16 protein-coding genes and 1 pseudogene are annotated in these 15,649 nt (G+C 25.9%); 4 read left to right on the top strand and 13 right to left on the bottom strand.

Annotation, left to right across the window (positions count from 1 at the left end):
• Positions 1–151: 151 nt before the first annotated feature.
• The 11 genes and pseudogenes from JG677_RS04215 to JG677_RS04165 form a co-directional block, all read right to left on the bottom strand.
• Positions 152–256, bottom strand: a pseudogene (locus JG677_RS04215) (ribose-phosphate pyrophosphokinase); the annotation flags it as partial.
• A gap of 44 nt (positions 257–300) precedes the next feature.
• Positions 301–1,005, bottom strand: coding sequence for a carboxy-S-adenosyl-L-methionine synthase CmoA (gene cmoA / locus JG677_RS04210; RefSeq protein WP_200285345.1), 705 nt, complete (start codon positions 1,003–1,005; stop codon positions 301–303).
• Positions 995–1,846, bottom strand: a complete 852-nt coding sequence (locus JG677_RS04205) for a bifunctional riboflavin kinase/FAD synthetase (protein WP_234284636.1) — start codon at positions 1,844–1,846, stop codon at positions 995–997. The genes cmoA and JG677_RS04205 overlap by 11 nt, the downstream gene beginning before the upstream one ends.
• Positions 1,809–2,564: a 23S rRNA (cytidine-2'-O)-methyltransferase TlyA gene (gene tlyA / locus JG677_RS04200; protein ID WP_200285341.1), complete on the bottom strand. Its 756-nt coding sequence runs from the start codon at positions 2,562–2,564 to the stop codon at positions 1,809–1,811. The genes JG677_RS04205 and tlyA overlap by 38 nt, the downstream gene beginning before the upstream one ends.
• On the bottom strand, positions 2,561–3,535 hold the full coding sequence (locus tag JG677_RS04195; RefSeq protein WP_200285339.1) for a hypothetical protein: 975 nt from the start codon (positions 3,533–3,535) through the stop codon (positions 2,561–2,563). The genes tlyA and JG677_RS04195 overlap by 4 nt, the downstream gene beginning before the upstream one ends.
• Positions 3,532–5,472 (bottom strand): NAD-dependent DNA ligase LigA, encoded by a 1,941-nt coding sequence (gene ligA, locus JG677_RS04190; RefSeq protein WP_200285337.1) that lies wholly within the window; start codon positions 5,470–5,472, stop codon positions 3,532–3,534. Before ligA ends, JG677_RS04195 begins: the two co-directional genes overlap by 4 nt.
• On the bottom strand, positions 5,469–6,611 hold the full coding sequence (gene folP, locus JG677_RS04185; RefSeq protein ID WP_200285335.1) for a dihydropteroate synthase: 1,143 nt from the start codon (positions 6,609–6,611) through the stop codon (positions 5,469–5,471). The genes ligA and folP overlap by 4 nt, the downstream gene beginning before the upstream one ends.
• Positions 6,611–7,216, bottom strand: a complete 606-nt coding sequence (locus tag JG677_RS04180; RefSeq protein WP_200217533.1) for a DNA polymerase III subunit delta' — start codon at positions 7,214–7,216, stop codon at positions 6,611–6,613. The genes folP and JG677_RS04180 overlap by 1 nt, the downstream gene beginning before the upstream one ends.
• Entirely contained in the window at positions 7,216–7,749 is a 534-nt protein-coding gene (locus tag JG677_RS04175) for a HobA family DNA replication regulator (RefSeq protein ID WP_200217532.1), read from the bottom strand. The genes JG677_RS04180 and JG677_RS04175 overlap by 1 nt, the downstream gene beginning before the upstream one ends.
• Positions 7,749–8,951 carry an aspartate kinase gene (locus JG677_RS04170; protein ID WP_200285333.1) on the bottom strand — a complete coding sequence of 401 codons (1,203 nt, stop codon included), beginning with the start codon at positions 8,949–8,951 and terminating at the stop codon, positions 7,749–7,751. Before JG677_RS04170 ends, JG677_RS04175 begins: the two co-directional genes overlap by 1 nt.
• A complete protein-coding gene (locus tag JG677_RS04165) occupies positions 8,951–9,430 on the bottom strand; it encodes an RNA pyrophosphohydrolase (protein WP_200170165.1) in 480 nt (159 codons plus the stop codon). Before JG677_RS04165 ends, JG677_RS04170 begins: the two co-directional genes overlap by 1 nt.
• Before the next feature lie 73 nt (positions 9,431–9,503).
• Between JG677_RS04165 and hemW the strand changes: the two genes are divergently transcribed.
• Positions 9,504–10,568, top strand: coding sequence for a radical SAM family heme chaperone HemW (gene hemW / locus JG677_RS04160; protein ID WP_200285331.1), 1,065 nt, complete (start codon positions 9,504–9,506; stop codon positions 10,566–10,568).
• Positions 10,569–10,637: 69 nt separating this feature from the next.
• On the opposite strand, the gene JG677_RS04155 is transcribed toward hemW, so the two are convergent.
• Positions 10,638–11,597, bottom strand: a complete 960-nt coding sequence (locus JG677_RS04155; protein ID WP_200170167.1) for a permease — start codon at positions 11,595–11,597, stop codon at positions 10,638–10,640.
• A gap of 118 nt (positions 11,598–11,715) precedes the next feature.
• Here JG677_RS04155 and tatB point away from each other — a divergent pair, with 118 nt between their 5' ends.
• The 3 genes from tatB to queA are packed head-to-tail and all read left to right on the top strand — an operon-like array spanning position 11,716 to position 13,825.
• A complete protein-coding gene (tatB, locus tag JG677_RS04150; RefSeq protein ID WP_200285329.1) occupies positions 11,716–12,075 on the top strand; it encodes a Sec-independent protein translocase protein TatB in 360 nt (119 codons plus the stop codon).
• Entirely contained in the window at positions 12,076–12,813 is a 738-nt protein-coding gene (gene tatC / locus JG677_RS04145) for a twin-arginine translocase subunit TatC (RefSeq protein ID WP_200170169.1), read from the top strand.
• The gene (gene queA / locus JG677_RS04140) at positions 12,806–13,825 is read left to right on the top strand and encodes a tRNA preQ1(34) S-adenosylmethionine ribosyltransferase-isomerase QueA (protein WP_200170190.1); all 1,020 of its coding nucleotides are present in this window, start codon (positions 12,806–12,808) and stop codon (positions 13,823–13,825) included. Before tatC ends, queA begins: the two co-directional genes overlap by 8 nt.
• Here queA and mrdA read toward each other — a convergent pair.
• Positions 13,818–15,608, bottom strand: a complete 1,791-nt coding sequence (gene mrdA, locus JG677_RS04135; RefSeq protein ID WP_200285347.1) for a penicillin-binding protein 2 — start codon at positions 15,606–15,608, stop codon at positions 13,818–13,820. The genes queA and mrdA overlap by 8 nt on opposite strands.
• Between the last annotated feature and the right edge of the window lie 41 nt (positions 15,609–15,649).

Genomic DNA, 15,649 nt, shown 5'->3' with positions numbered 1-15,649 from the left:
CATTTATACTAAAGATGCTCATATTAAATCCTTTATTTAGATTTTTCTGCCTTCAATCTAAATATAAAATAATACAAGCAATATTTATTCCATTTTATGTCAAAATGGAATAAATATTTATTTTTTAATCTTTATATATTTTTATTAATTTTTAGATAAATAAAGAATTAACACTTTCATTATGATAAACACGGCGTATAACTTCTGCAAAAATTGGAGCTACACTTAATACTTTAATGTTAGGGAGTTCTTTTTTATTTTAAAACTCTAATAAACTTTTAAACATTTACTTATACTTTTTTACTTAAATGCTATAAAGCTCTCAAAATTTGCCCATTTAAAAATACTTTCAATTTTTTTAAATCCTGCATTTTTAAGCATGGTGATATTTTCGCTTTCGCTATAAGGAATAAGCACGTTTTCTAATGCCTCTCTTTTTGAAGCTATTTCAAATTTAGAATAACCTTGTTTTTGTTTATAATCTGCATAAAGTTCTATAATATTTTTTGATAAAAAAGCATCTTCGTAAAGTATTTTTTCACTTATTATAAATACACCTTGCTCATTTAAATTTTTATAAATTGTATTTACTAATTCTTGTCTTTTAGGAGGACGGATAAATTGTAAAGTATAATTTGCTATAAAAACATCACTTTTAAAAAAGTCAAACTCACATAAATTAGCTTCAAAAAATTTAATATTTAAACCATAAGCTTTCATTTTAGCTCTTGCAACATCAAGCATAAAAGGCGAATTATCAACTCCAAAAAGTTCAAAATCTTTTCTTAGACTAGATAAAAAAATCAAAAAATTTGCACTAGAACAACCTAAATCACAAATTTTAGCTCCTTTAAATATAATCTTTGCTATTAAATTAGCACAAAGTTCTAAATTTTCTTTATAAAAAGGCACGGATCGATTAATCATATCATCAAAAACACTGGCTACATTCTTATCAAATTCAAATTGTTTTTTTAAATCTTGTTTAAAAAGCTCATCTTTCATTCTTATCCTTTAAAATTTCTTTAGCCTTTTGTATATCTTTTGAAATTTGATTTTTGAGTTTATTTAAATTTTCAAATTTTTGATTTTCTCTAATATAATCTACAAATTCTAATTCTAAAATTTCACATAAATTTAATTTATCATCAAATTTTTCTAAAATATGACTTTCTATAGCAAAATTATTATCACTACTTCTAATCCCTATAAAACTTACACTTTTATAACTTTGATTTTTAAATTTTGTAAAAGTTGCATAGACACCATCTTTTGGTAAAAAATAATCTTCACACTCTAAATTTAAGGTAGCAAAAAGCTCTTTTGATCCAAGTCCTTGCCCTTTTATCAATCTTCCTTTAATGTTATAATTTCTACCCAAAAAAGAATTAGCTTTTTTTATATTGCCTTGTTTTAAATACTCTTTTATTAAGCTTGTATGCACACCTATCCCATTAATACTAAACTCATCAACAATAATTGTTTTAATACCGCTTAAGATTTCTATATCCTTAGCCTTATAAGCCCTATTTCTTCCAAAGCTAAAATCATAACCTACTACAATATACTCTAAATTTTTAAATTCTTTTTTTAAAAATTGTAAAAATTCTTTACCATCTAAAGTTTTAATATTTTCAAAATCAAGTTCTAAAACTTCTTTTTTTGTTAAAAGAAATTTATCTTGATTGGTGCAAAGTTTTTTACCTTTAAATTTATCTATGATTAAAAGTATGCCTTGCTTATCTAAACAATCTATAAGCTTTTTATGACCTAAATGAATTCCATCAAAACTTCCTATAGCTAAACTTTTAACCTTGTCTTTTACTATAGTGGTAAAAATATTCAACATTGCCCTCTTTTCCTTTAATCTTTGATTCTGCGTAATTTTGCAAAATCCAACCTAAATTTGCACAAACTTTTTCAAAATTATTTCTCGCTTTTTGCACTGCTTTTTCATCTTTTAAAACACCTTTTTTATCTCTTTTAACATCTTTTCCTACTTCAAATTGAGGTTTGAAAAGCAAAATAATATCTTTTAAAGCTAATTTATCAATATAAATAAGTAAATGAATTAAAGATATAAAACTAACATCACAAGTAATAAGATCAAATTTTTCATCACTTTTAAAAACCCTTAAATCGGTATTTTCTACTAAATTTATTTTAGCATTATCACGCAAAATAGGATGAAGTTGATTAGTCCCCACATCTAAAGCGGTAATTTTTAAGGCTTTATTTTCTAATAAAATTTGCACAAAACCACCTGTACTAGAACCAATATCAAGACACTTCTTATCTTCTATACAAATATTTTTATCTTTTAAAAACGATTTAAGTTTAAAAGCAGCACGAGAAACATAAATTTCATTTAAAAGCTTTAAATTTAATTCTTCGCAAGTTAATATTTCTGCCTCGGTTAAATTTTGATTTTTAATTAAAGTTCTTACATCAAAGGATGGTTTAAAAAATTTAGAATTTAACAAAATCTCTTTATTTTCTATCAATTCTACGGCTTTATTTCTGCTGATTTTTAAACGCTTAGAAATAAAAAAATCAAATCTCATTTCAAACTTTCATTTATAGCTTTTTGCAAATCTTCTTTTTCTTTGGAAAACCACCAAATTCCAAGCTCAAAGGCATTTTTATTTAAAAGATCTTGAACCTGTTTTAAATTTCTTTCAATCTGATCTTTATTTTGTTTTAATGAACTTAAATTTTGTTCTTTTAAAATAGTTGTATTTTCTATAAATAAGGCAAGTTCTTTTTGATAAGGCTTTAATTTTTCATTTTTAATCTCTTTAATGAAAAATATCCCTAAAATCATCATAAAAGAAAGAATAAAAACATAGTTTTTATTTTGCACTTTAAGAGCAAAATTATAAATATAAGCAAAAGAAAGAGAAAATACAAAAAAGTTGAAAAAATCAAAAATAAAATGAATAATTTTAAACCAAAATATGCCCAAAGAAGTTAAAAAATATTCTTTTATAAGCCTTATAAGTGTTAAAATTTCTGAGATGAAATCAAATATAAAAAAGGTAGAATTTTTATAAGGTATGATATATTGAAAATTTTCTAGTTTTATTCCTTCTAACGAATTAAAAAATAAATTAATAATTGCATAAATTAAAGCTATTAAAAAAGCGCTTATAATAATAATTCTAAAATCATTATAAGCATTATTTATCAATTGAAAATTTAATTTTTTTCTTAAAAAAACTATACATAAAGGCAAAAACGCAAGCAAAAAGACTAATTCTTGCTTTTGAGCTGTAATTAAATTTAAAAATAAAGATAAAAAAGTAAAAATAGCCATAAAAAAGCTTATAATATAAATAAAAAAATCTCCCATACTTAAACGATAGATTAAACTATTTTTTATAATAGTAGCTTCTTTTATAACATTTTTTCTAAATTTTAAAAAAACAAAAAATTCTCTTGCTAAGCCATAAAAAATTAAAGGTAAAAAAATCAAAGAAAAGCTCGAGTATTGCCAAGTTAAAATAAAAGCAAAAAGAGCTAATAAAGCTATCATTTTATAAGCTCATTAAAAGTATCTTCATCTATACAAGTTATATTAAGTTCTTTTGCTTTATCTAGTTTGGAACCAGCTTCTTCTCCATAAAGAACAAAATTTGTTTTTTTAGAAACAGAATTACTTACTTTTCCACCTAATTTTTCTATCAAAGTTTTAAATTCATCTCTAGGACGCGAAAGTGTTCCTGTAATGACAAAAGTTTTGCCAATGATTTTGCTATCATTTTGTATTTCATTTTGATCAAGCTTTAAATTTAGAAGTTCGTAAAAATGATCAATTCTTTGATGATTTACACGTATAAACTCACAAAGACTTAAAGCCATTTGTTTTCCAAAACCTTCTAAATTCTCATAACTTTCTAAACTTTGTTTATGCCAATTAAATCCAAAACTAAAACTTAACTTTTTAGCAGCTACTTCGCCAATATGCTCAATGCCTAAAGCTGTAATAAAACGATAAAGATCGCAAAATTTTGCATTTTCAATAGCGTTTAAAATGTTGTTAATCTTTTTTTCCTTAAAACCCTCCAAACCTTCAAAATCACTAAATTTTAGATGAAAAATACTCTCAATTGTAGTAATTTTTTTATTTTTATATAAAAGCTCTACTATATTTTCGCCAAGTCCATCTATATTTAAACATTTTTTAGAAACAAAATGAATAATTGAATTTAAAAGTCTATCTTCACAATCAATATTTTGACATTTTATCAAAGCACCCTCATCTAAAAGCTCACTTTGACATGTAGGACAAATTTTTGGACGCAAAATATCAAGCTCTAAACCATCACGACGCTCTTTAAAAACCTTAGTGATTTTAGGTATAACATCTCCACTTCTTATAATGCTTACATAATCATTAATTTTTACATCAAGTCTTGCTATCTCATCAAAATTATGAAGTGTTGCTGATTTAACCATAACTCCATCTAGATTAACAGGTTCTAAAATCGCCACAGGTGTTATGACTCCACTTCTTCCTACTTGTAAATTTACACCTATTAAGCGCGTAGTTTTTTCAAGTGCAGGAAATTTAAAAGCTGCCATAAATCTAGGAAATTTAACCGTATATCCAAGCTCATTGCAAAGGTTTAAATCATCTACTCTTACAACCATACCATCCATCATCATAGGCTTTTTATCTCTTAAATTTAAAAGCTCTTTATAAGCTATCATCACTTCATTTAAATCCTTACAAAGTCCTACAAAATCATCTTTTAAAAAACCAAGACTTCTTATAAATTCCATAACTTCTGAGTGCTTTGTAAAACTAAGACTATTTTGACCCACCCCCCAAGGATAGAATTTTAAATTTCTTTCTTTTGTTATGCTTGTATCAAGTTGTCTTAAACTCCCACTTGCTGCATTTCTAGGATTTGCAAATAAACTTTGATTTAATTTTGCTCTTTTTTCATTGATTTTTTCAAAATCATCTTTTAAAATCACCACTTCGCCACGAATTTCAATTTTTTCTAAATAAGGAATTTTTTTTGGGATACTTTCAATTTCTAAAACATTTAGTGTTATATCCTCCCCTATTCTTCCATCTCCTCTTGTAGCTCCGCTTATCAATTGACCATTTTCATAAACTAAATTTAAACTTGCTCCATCAAATTTAGGCTCTATAAAAAAATTATTTTCGCTTTTTGCTCTTTTTGCCCACGCTCTTAATTCACTCTCATCGAAAACATCTTCCATTGACCACATAGGATTTAAATGAGAAATTTTTTTAAACTCACTTTGTATTGTTGGAGCAATTTTTTGTGTAGGAGAATCTTTAAGTAATAAATCAGGATTTTCTTTTTCAAATTTTTTAAGCTCTTTGATTAAAGTATCATACTCCTCATCACTTGCTAAAGGTTCATCTTTTTCATAATAAGCTCTCATCCAAAGATTTGCTAATTTTACTTTTTCTAAATATTCTTCTTTTGTCATAATACCACCTCTTGCATTGCTTCATTAAGCTTAAAAAGTTGTTTATGTTCATATAAATCGTGAGTTCTTATAATGCTAGCTCCATTTTCAAAAGCCTTTAAATGCAAATATAAACTCCCAGCTAAACGATCTTTAATTTCACTTTTAAAATATGCATTAATTACACTTTTTCGACTTGCTCCTACTAATAAAGGTTTATTAAATTGTAAAAAATGTTCTAAATGTTTAATTAAAATCAAATTATGTTCTGCACTCTTACCAAAACCAATGCCAACATCCAAAATACTATCTTTTACTCCATAACTTTCTAAAATTTGTAATTTCTCCCTAAAGAATTCACTTATTTCGTATAATAGATCTTCATATTTTGGATTTTCTTGCATAGTTTTTGGTATGCCTTGTATATGCATTAAACAATATAATGATTTATAATTTGCAGCAAGTTTAGCTAAATTTTTATTTTTTAAGCCTGTTATATCGTTAATAAGTTTAAAGCCTTTATTTAAAGCATATTCTAAACAATACTCATCAAAACTATCTAAGCTAAAAATACTCTCTTTATAATAATTTTTGGCATAAATTAAATCAAGTATATTTTTTAGCCTTTTAAATTCTTCTTCTTTTCCACAATACTCACTTCCTGGTCTTGAACTTACTGCTCCTATATCTATAAATTCAGGCTTTAAAGATAAAATTTCAATAAGTTTTTTTTCAAAATTTAACTCATTTACGCGACTTTGTTCATTAAAACTATCATTATTAATATTCATAACAGCCATTAACTTTACGTTTTTAGGTTTTAGAAAATTATTTTGTAAAAAAGAAGCTAAATTTTTAAGTTTAAAATCTTGCAACTTTTCTTTATCTATAAGTTTTTGAATTTGCTCTTTTGTAGCCATTAAAAGAGCATTTGAGCATGAAACTTTAGCTGTAATTACTTCTTTATGAGTTACAAGCTCAGCTCCAACCCTTAAGGCATCTTGTTTTAAAATATTTGCTGCTGGAATGCTTATGTCTTTAATAAAGATAAAATGAATTTCTTTTTTGCTAGACATAATTTTTTGTCCAAGCTTATGAGGATTTATAAAACTGCAAAGAAGATTAAAATCGGTTTTAGAATTGATTTTAAAAAATTTCATTAAGCCTCATAAACATTTAATAGCAAAGTCGCAAACAATAAACTTGCTTTTGAATTTAATTTTGCTAATTCATATGCCTTATAAAAAAAATCAAGTTCTTCTTCGTTAAATTTTTTAACTCTTAAGCATTCTTGACTAAGGGTGGAAATTTTCTGCATAAGTTCTAGCTTATCTGAATTTTCATTTTCTTTGATAAATTCAAAAATCATTTTTAAATCAAGTTTTTTAAGATCTATATTTAAATCAATTTTTTCTTTTTTAATCTTATCTTTTTGACATATAAGTCGTGATTTGATTGTTGGCAAAAGAAGGTTTTTAGAAGGAACAACTATAAGAAATTTTATATTTCTTGGGGGTTCTTCTAAAAGTTTTAATAAAAAATTTTGTGCCTCGACTCTAAAAGAATGCGCCATTAAAATAATAATTTTTTCTTCGGTTTCAGCAATATAACTTTCTTTTTCAACTGCTCTAGCATCATCAAGTAAAAACTCATTAGTAACTTCTTTTGGAATAAATCTTAAATTTTTAATTCCAAAATCTTCTATCATTGTAGCTTTAATTTTTTCAAAGTCATTACTAATAATAATTTTACTTGTAAAAGACATTAAAGAGTAACCTTAGAAAATAAAATTGCATCTAAGCTTAAATCTAAAAGTCTAAATAAAGAAATAAGTTTAGCATCTAAATCTTTATCTTTAGAATTTAAATAAAAACTATTTTGTAATTGCTCATCAAAAAGCCAAAGTAAGCTATCATCTTTAGATTTGGCAATTAAAGATTTTTTATCCGTAGTACTTCCTATATAAAAATAAACATAACCATTAGGAAAAGTAATATCTAATAAATCATTAAGTAAAAATATATCTTCAGTATTTTGTATCTTTTTTTTATAAAGACAATCTAAAGACACAAAAGGAAGCATAGGTCTTGAATTTTTAGAATTGATATTTTTTAAAAAATAATGCTCATACCAAGATCTTTGCTCATCGCACATTAATATAAAAGTGCGTCCTTCTAAAAGATGTTTAAGTCTTGCAGCCATAAGAGGGGCCCACTCTAGACGACGACTCTCCATCCAATTTAAAAAAGTTCCACCATTTCGAATATTTTCTAAAGTAAAACTAAGAAAATCACTCATTATTTATCAAGTCCATAAACTTCATGCAAAGCTCTTACTGCAAGTTCTCCATATTTTTCTTGAACTATCATTGAAATTTTTATTTCACTTGTTGAAATCATTTCTATATTAATACCCTCATTTGCTAAGGCTTTAAAAGCCATAGAGGCTACACCTGAGTGAGATTTCATCCCAACTCCTACTATAGAAACTTTTACCACAGAACTATCTGTTTCTATGATAATATTGGAATTTAAAATTTCTCTCATAGCTTTTTTTGTCAATTCAAGTTCATTTTCTGGAACAGTAAAACCAAGATTTGTTGTTCCATCAATACCTACATTTTGTATAATCATATCAACATTAATATTTTCTTTTGCTATGTTTGAAAAAATTTCAGCTGCAATACCTGGTTTATCTTCTATATTTCTTAAAATAATTCTAGCTTGATTTTTATCCATAGCTATACCACTAACTAAAGCCTGTTCCATTCCATTTTCTTGTGTAATCATTGTTCCCTCATTATCATTAAAACTATTTCTTGTTACTAATTTAACATTTAATTTTTTAGCAAGCTCAACTGATCTGTTTTGTAAAACCTTAGCTCCTAAACTTGCAAGCTCTAACATCTCTTCATAAGAAATTCTATCAAGCTTTTTAGCTTTAGGTTCAATTCTTGGATCAGTTGTATAAACTCCATCTACATCAGTATAAATTTCACATAAATCAGCATTTAAAGCTCCTGCAAGCGCGACGGCACTTAAATCGCTTCCACCACGCCCCAAAGTTGTGACATTTCCTTCTTCATCTACCCCTTGAAAACCAGCTACAACAACTATTTTTCCTTTGTTTAATTCATCCTCAATAGCACTAGAATCAATATATTTAATTTTAGCTTTAGTAAAAACACTATTGGTAATAATTCCGGCTTTTCTTCCAGAAAATGAAACAGCCTTAAAACCTTTTTCATTTAATGCTATAGATAAAAGTGCGGAAGTTACTCTTTCACCGCTGCTTAAAAGCATATCCAAATCACAAGTTTTTGGTTCTTTGCTAAAAAAATTAGCATATTCAATAAGCTCATTTGTTACCCCGCTCATAGCAGATACCACAACAACAAGCTTATTACCCTTTTTAGCACTTTGTATTACTCTATTTGCAACTGCTTCAATGCGCTCTAAACTTCCAACACTTGTTCCACCATATTTTTGAACTATCAGCATTAAATATAACCTTTCTCTTTAAAATACTTAATTACAGCAATATAAATATCTTTTTTAAAATGATTAATCATTTTAAATATCTGTTTTAACTCCACAAATTCATATGCACTAAATTCAGGACATTTGGTATGTATATTAATTTTTTTATCATCTTTTAAACGTACTAAAAAATACTTTTGAGTTTGTCCTTTATAAGGATGCATTTTTTGTGCTATTTTATCTGGAAAATCATAACTTAGCCATTTAGGATATTCGGCGATAATCTCAATATCATCTGTTCCAATTTCCTCTTTAAGTTCTCTAAATAAAGCATTTCTAGCACTTTCTCCTTTATCAATTCCACCTTGTGGAAATTGCCAAATATTTTCCATATCATTTCTTTTTGCTATAAAAATTTTACATTTTAAAGGATAAGAACTTGAAAGTATAATGGCTGCAACATTAGGTCTATAATTTTTTATTTTATTTTCTTCTTTCATTAAATTATTTTAACTTATTTCAAATCAATTTTTTATTAAAATTTATAAAAAATTTTCAATTTACAGAGAAAATATGTATCATTTATATATTCATATTCCTTTTTGCGAAAGCAAATGTTATTATTGTTCTTTTACCTCTTTGAAAAAAAAGAATTATGAGGATAGTTATTTTAATGCTTTAAAAAAAGATTTAAAATTTCAACTTGATTTTTTTAAAGTAAAAAAAAATTCAATTAAAACTCTTTTTATTGGGGGTGGAACTCCAAGCATTATACAAACTAGATATTATGAAGAAATTTTTAAAATTTTAGAACCTTTTTTGTCTAAAAATTTAGAAAGCACTTGCGAAACAAATCCGAATTCAACTTCTTTAGAATGGCTTAAAGAAATGAAAAATTTTGGCCTAAATCGTATCTCTTTTGGTGCTCAAAGCTTTCATCCTAAGAAATTAAAATTTCTTGGAAGAATTCATAGTCAAGATATGATTTTTAAAGTATTAGAAAATGCCAATAAAGCAAATTTTAAAAATATAAATTTAGATCTTATTTATGATACAAAAATGGATGATAAAAAAATGCTTGAATTTGAACTTTTAAATTTAAAAAAAATTAAACCTTTAATCACCCATTTAAGCGCTTACAATCTTAGCATAGAACCAAAAACTATTTTTGCTAAAAAAGAACATTTTAAAAAAAATGCACCCTATTTAATGAAATTTTTTATTAATAATCTTAAAGAACTTGGTTTTTTTCAATACGAAATTAGTAATTTTGCAAAAAACAAAACTTATATTTGCAAACACAATCTTGCTTATTGGCAAGGAAAAGCTTATATAGGTTGTGGTTTAAGTGCGATAGGTTTTTTAAAAAATCAAAGATTTTATACGGTAAAAAATTTAAAAGATTATATAGCAAATCCTACTTTTAGGAAAATAGAAAATCTAAGTTTAAAAGATTTAAATTTAGAACATTTGTTTCTAGGCTTTAGAAGTATAGTGGGCATAAAAGAAAGTCACTTAAATACTTTGCAGAAAAAAAAAGCTGCCTTACTCGTTAAAGAAAAAAAACTTCATTATAAAAAAGGAAGATTTTATAATCTAAATTTTTTACTTAGTGACGAACTTGCTTTATATTTTTAATCTCATTTTTTATATAAAAATTTCTTTTAATGTCTAAAAATAAAAAAATATATTTATTTTTAAAAACGCTTATATAAAAAATATTAAAATACCAAAAATAATTGCAATTAATACAATAATACTTGCAAACAATATTAAAAAACTCAATTTAAATATTCTTTTTAATAATATTAACTCAGGTAAAGAACATCCAGCTCCAGCTATTAGAAAACTCATCATTATCCCTAAAGGGATGCCACTTTGAATCAATGTTAAAGCCACAGGAATCATTGCTGTGCAATTCATATAAAGCAAAACTCCTATAAAAGCCGCTATAAACACCGCCAAAATTCCATAATCTTTTAAATAAATTTCAAAAAAATCTTTTGGAAAAAAACTATGTATTATCGCACCAATTGCCATACCTATAATAATATAAATAAATATTTTTTTATAATCTTTAAAACTTTTTAAAAATAATTCTTTTAAAAGATTTTCTTTTTTAATTTTAAAACGAATAATTTTATTAGATTGAAAATTTGCTTTAAAAATAAAATTTAGTTTTTGATTATTACAATAAGAATTACTTGTATCGTCATTTAGATCATTTAAAAAACACTCGTTAAAAAATTTTTGTGTATTTATTTTTGAAATAAAAAAAGATACAATTAAAATAGCAAAAATTAAAAAACTCACATAAAATAAAGTAACTTTTATACCAAAACTTACTATAAACATTGCAACAACAATCGGATTAATTAAAGGTGAAGTAATAAGATAGGAAATACAAACCCCAAGTGGAACTTTTGCCCTTAAAAAAGCATTTAAAAGCGGAATTGATGAGCAAGAGCAAAATGGTGTTAAAGATCCTAAAATTATAGCTTTAATATAGGCTTGAAAACCATCTTTTTTTAAATGATTTTTAAAAAGATTGGTATATTTTTTATCTATATAAAAAACAATCATATTTATAAGCAGAAATAAAAAAGAAATTTCACAAAAAAGAAAAATAAATTCTTTTAAAGATATAAATAATTTATCAAAAAACATTACTTAACCTTATGATACAAATAAAACAAAATTCATTTTAAATTTTATTGCTTAAAATTTAATTTAAAAGTAATAAAAATTTATGTAGAATGCTAAAAATCAATCAAAGAGAATTACAATGAGTTTTGGCGAAATTTTAGTTATTCTAGTTGTTGCTATCTTGGTATTAGGTCCTGATAAGCTTCCAGAAGCAATTGTGCAAGCGGCAAAAATTTTTAAAGCATTAAAGCGCAATATCGATGAAGCTAAAGCTAGTATAGAAAAAGAAATTAGAATTAATGATCTTAAAGATGAGGCTAAAAAATATAAAGATGAATTCTCATCTACCAATGAAAATATAAGAAAAAAATTAAGTTTTGAGGAATTTGATGAGCTTAAAAAAGATATTATGAATAATAACAAAGTCGATTTAACTTTTGATTCCTCAAAAGAAAAAAATACAGAACAAGAAAATTTAAAATCAAATACGGAAAAATAAATGTTTGAAGAATTAAAACCCCATTTAATAGAACTTAGAAAATGTTTATTTATTAGTATGTGCTCTATTATAGTAATGTTTTTTATATGTTTCTTTTTTAATGAATATATTTTAGATATATTAAAAAGTCCAGTAGAAGCTGTTTTGCCAGAAGTTTCAAAACAAATTACCTTCGTTGAGCTTCAAGAGCCTTTATTTACAGCAATGAAAGTTTCTTTTTTTACCGCCTTTATTGCCTCTTTGCCTATCATTTTTTGGCAATTTTGGAAATTTGTAGCTCCTGGACTTTATGATAATGAAAAAAAACTTGTTATTCCTTTTGTAAGTTTTGCTAGTATTATGTTTATCTTAGGGGCTTTATTTTGTTATTTTATTGTAATTCCTTTAGCTTTTAAATTTTTAGTTGATTTTGGGGTAAAAACTCAAGATTTTAAACCTTTAATCAGTATTGGATTATATGTTGGATTCTTTACAAAACTTGTTATTGCTTTTGGTTTAGCTTTTGAAATGCCTGTTATTACGTTTTTCTTTGCAAAACTTGGATTAATTGATGATGCTTTTTTAAAAAAACATTTTAGAATTTCTGTGCTTATTATTTTTATATTTTCTGCCATGATGACTCCTCCTGATATGATTTCACAATTTTTAATGGCAATGCCACTTTGTGGACTTTATGGAATTTCAATTTTAATTGCTAAAAAAGTAAATCCATCAAAAGATAGTGAGGATGATGCATAAAGATTTAATTCTTTCAAATTATAATTATTATTTACCCAAAGAACTAATAGCTAATCATCCTGCAATTCCAAAAGAAAGTGCTAAGCTTTTAGTATATGAAAGAAATAAAAATAAAATCACTCATAGTACTTTTGCCAAACTCCATCAGTTTTTACCTGATTGCGCTATTTTTTTTAATGATACTAAGGTTATTAAAGCAAGAATTTTTGGAGAGAAAAAAAGCGGAGGAAAAATAGAACTTTTTTTACACCAACCTTACAAAGATAACGAATTTTTAGTACAAATTAAAGGACGTGTAAAAGAAGATGATATCTTAAATTTTCAAAATAACCTACAAGCTAAAATTATCAAACTTTTAGATAATGGAATGCGTAGAGTTTTGTTTTATAAAGATGAAAAAATCATTGATATTTTAACACTTTATAATATTTTAGAAGATATAGGACACATTCCTCTGCCTCCTTATATCAAAAGAGAAGACACAAAAAGCGATGAAATAGATTATCAAAGTATTTTTGCTAAAAATTTGGGTGCTATTGCAGCTCCAACTGCAAGCTTACATTTTAGTAAAAATATGCTAGACATTTTAAGTAAAAAACATAAAATTTATTATTTAACTCTTCATGTTGGTGCAGGAACTTTTAAAAATGTTGAATGCGAAAATCTTAATGATCATAAAATGCATTCTGAATTTTTTAGCATAGATGAAAATGTAGCTTCTATAATAAAATCTCAAACTCCTATACTAGGAGTAGGCACAACAACAACTAGAACGATAGAATATTTTGCAAGAACTCAAAAAATGAACGGAGAATGCGATCTTTTTTTACATCCTTTCAATAAGCCCATAAGACAAAATTACCTTTTAACGAATTTCCATTTACCAAAATCTACACTTATAATGCTTGTTTCGGCATTTATTGGTAGAGAAAAATGTTTAGAACTTTATAAACTTTGCATAGAGAAAAAATATCGCTTTTATTCTTACGGGGATGCAATGTTGATTATTTAAAGTATCCAAGCTCTATCATTTTTTCATAAATTTTTGCTGTAATAGCTCCTGAAGTAATACTTCTTCCACCATGCTCTACTAAAATGGTGACAATATATCTTGGTTTAGAATATGGGGCATAAGAAGTAAGCCAAGTATGCGATCTTGTATAATATTTTAATTGTTCTTCATTGACTCTGTTTTTATCTGCCTGAGAAAAACCTATAACTTGTGCTGTTCCTGTTTTTGCCGCTATCTTAATAGGTATATTGCTTAAGTATCTATAAGCTGTTCCTCCTTGTTCATTAGCTACTGCATACATAGCTTGCTTAATTAAAGGTAAATTTTCCTTTTCTAAAGGGGTAAAAATATTATGCTCTATTCTATTAAAAGTTTGATTATTTTCAGTTTTTCTTAAAAAATGAGGGATTATTTCTTTTTCACTTGCTAACTGAGCAGTATATCTGGCAATTTGCATAGGAGTTACTAAAAAATTTCCTTGACCTATACTTGTATTTAAAGTCTCACCTTGAAACCAAGGAAGATTAAATTTTTGCATTTTCCATTCACGACTTGGAACAGTTCCAACAAATTCATTAGGTAAATCTACTCCAGTTTTTTCACCAAATCCAATGCGTCCTAAAGTTTTTGAAATTCTATCAATTCCTACTTGCAAACTTCCATTATAAAAGTACACATCACAACTTTGTTTAATAGCACTTTTTAAATCAACGTGACCATGACCGCTTCTATTCCAACATCTAAAATTCCTTCCTCCAAGTTCTACCTTACCGCTACAAAAAAAACTTGAGTTTGGAGTTATAAGCTTAGAATCTAAAAATGATAAAGCTACCCCCATTTTTACTACAGATCCAGGAGGATAAAGCCCATTAACTAATTTATTTGTAAAAGGATGATCAAGACTATTTGAAAGTTCGCTCCATTCTTTGATAGAAATTCCCGTTACAAAAGGATTAAGATTGTATTCTGGAAAACTTCCAGCAGCTAAAATTTCTCCATTTCTAGCATCCATAATAATAGCAGCACCAGCATTATCATTAAAAATCTCAGTTAAAAAACTTTGTAAGTTTATATCAATTGTTAGCTCGATATCTTGAGAAGCTGGAGGTTCATAAGATAATTGTTCTATTTCTTTGTTTAAAGCATTTACTTTATAAACTCTAATCCCTTTTTGACCTTGTAAAATATCATTATAATACCGCTCAATACCACTTTTTCCAGTATAACCAGTAAGTTTCGTAATATCATTTTCACTAACATCTTGTAAATTTGCCTTTCCTACATATCCTATAATATGAGATGCCAAGTGATCAAAAGGATAAATTCTTTTTACCGCTGGTTCTATTTTTATATTTTCATTTAAATTAAGATCAGAAAAAGAAGATAACATTTTATTGTAGGGAATAAAATCTACCACCTTAATAAAATCTTGATTATAAAAAGAATCATTGCGTTTATATGTTCTTTCTAATAAAGTAATATTAAGATCTGGAAATAGATTTACAATATTATTAAGTTCTTTTTCTAGAATAATTCTTTTTGCTTTTTTAAGACTCAAATAAGGTTTTATAGAAATACTAAAACCTAAATCATTAATAGCAAGTAAAGTGCCATTTCTATCATAAATTTGACCTCGAACAGGGGCTAGGTATTCTGTTTTAATTGCATTTTGTTTTGCCATTTCTTCATAATAAACATTTGATTTTATGCTTAAATAATAAACACGACTAAGCAAAAAAATAAAAAATAACATTATAAAAGCTATAACAATTTTTAAACGTATCAAATTTTATTCCTAAAAAGAATATAAGCAATAAAAGATTC

Source organism: Campylobacter sp. TTU-622 (assembly GCF_016598965.1).
Classification (GTDB): Bacteria; Campylobacterota; Campylobacteria; order Campylobacterales; family Campylobacteraceae; genus Campylobacter_D.
This window is presented reverse-complemented; position numbering and strand designations above follow the sequence as displayed.

What these genes read in the sequence shown, in the direction of transcription:
- cmoA (WP_200285345.1), bottom strand. Translation starts at nt 1,005, where the DNA reads ATGAAAGATGAGCTTTTTAAACAAGATTTAAAAAAACAATTTGAATTT.
- tlyA (WP_200285341.1), bottom strand. Translation starts at nt 2,564, where the DNA reads ATGAGATTTGATTTTTTTATTTCTAAGCGTTTAAAAATCAGCAGAAAT.
- JG677_RS04195 (WP_200285339.1), bottom strand. Translation starts at nt 3,535, where the DNA reads ATGATAGCTTTATTAGCTCTTTTTGCTTTTATTTTAACTTGGCAATAC.
- ligA (WP_200285337.1), bottom strand. Translation starts at nt 5,472, where the DNA reads ATGACAAAAGAAGAATATTTAGAAAAAGTAAAATTAGCAAATCTTTGG.
- folP (WP_200285335.1), bottom strand. Translation starts at nt 6,611, where the DNA reads ATGAAATTTTTTAAAATCAATTCTAAAACCGATTTTAATCTTCTTTGC.
- JG677_RS04180 (WP_200217533.1), bottom strand. Translation starts at nt 7,216, where the DNA reads ATGTCTTTTACAAGTAAAATTATTATTAGTAATGACTTTGAAAAAATT.
- JG677_RS04175 (WP_200217532.1), bottom strand. Translation starts at nt 7,749, where the DNA reads ATGAGTGATTTTCTTAGTTTTACTTTAGAAAATATTCGAAATGGTGGA.
- JG677_RS04170 (WP_200285333.1), bottom strand. Translation starts at nt 8,951, where the DNA reads ATGCTGATAGTTCAAAAATATGGTGGAACAAGTGTTGGAAGTTTAGAG.
- JG677_RS04165 (WP_200170165.1), bottom strand. Translation starts at nt 9,430, where the DNA reads ATGAAAGAAGAAAATAAAATAAAAAATTATAGACCTAATGTTGCAGCC.
- hemW (WP_200285331.1), top strand. Translation starts at nt 9,504, where the DNA reads ATGTATCATTTATATATTCATATTCCTTTTTGCGAAAGCAAATGTTAT.
- JG677_RS04155 (WP_200170167.1), bottom strand. Translation starts at nt 11,597, where the DNA reads ATGTTTTTTGATAAATTATTTATATCTTTAAAAGAATTTATTTTTCTT.
- tatB (WP_200285329.1), top strand. Translation starts at nt 11,716, where the DNA reads ATGAGTTTTGGCGAAATTTTAGTTATTCTAGTTGTTGCTATCTTGGTA.
- tatC (WP_200170169.1), top strand. Translation starts at nt 12,076, where the DNA reads ATGTTTGAAGAATTAAAACCCCATTTAATAGAACTTAGAAAATGTTTA.
- queA (WP_200170190.1), top strand. Translation starts at nt 12,806, where the DNA reads ATGCATAAAGATTTAATTCTTTCAAATTATAATTATTATTTACCCAAA.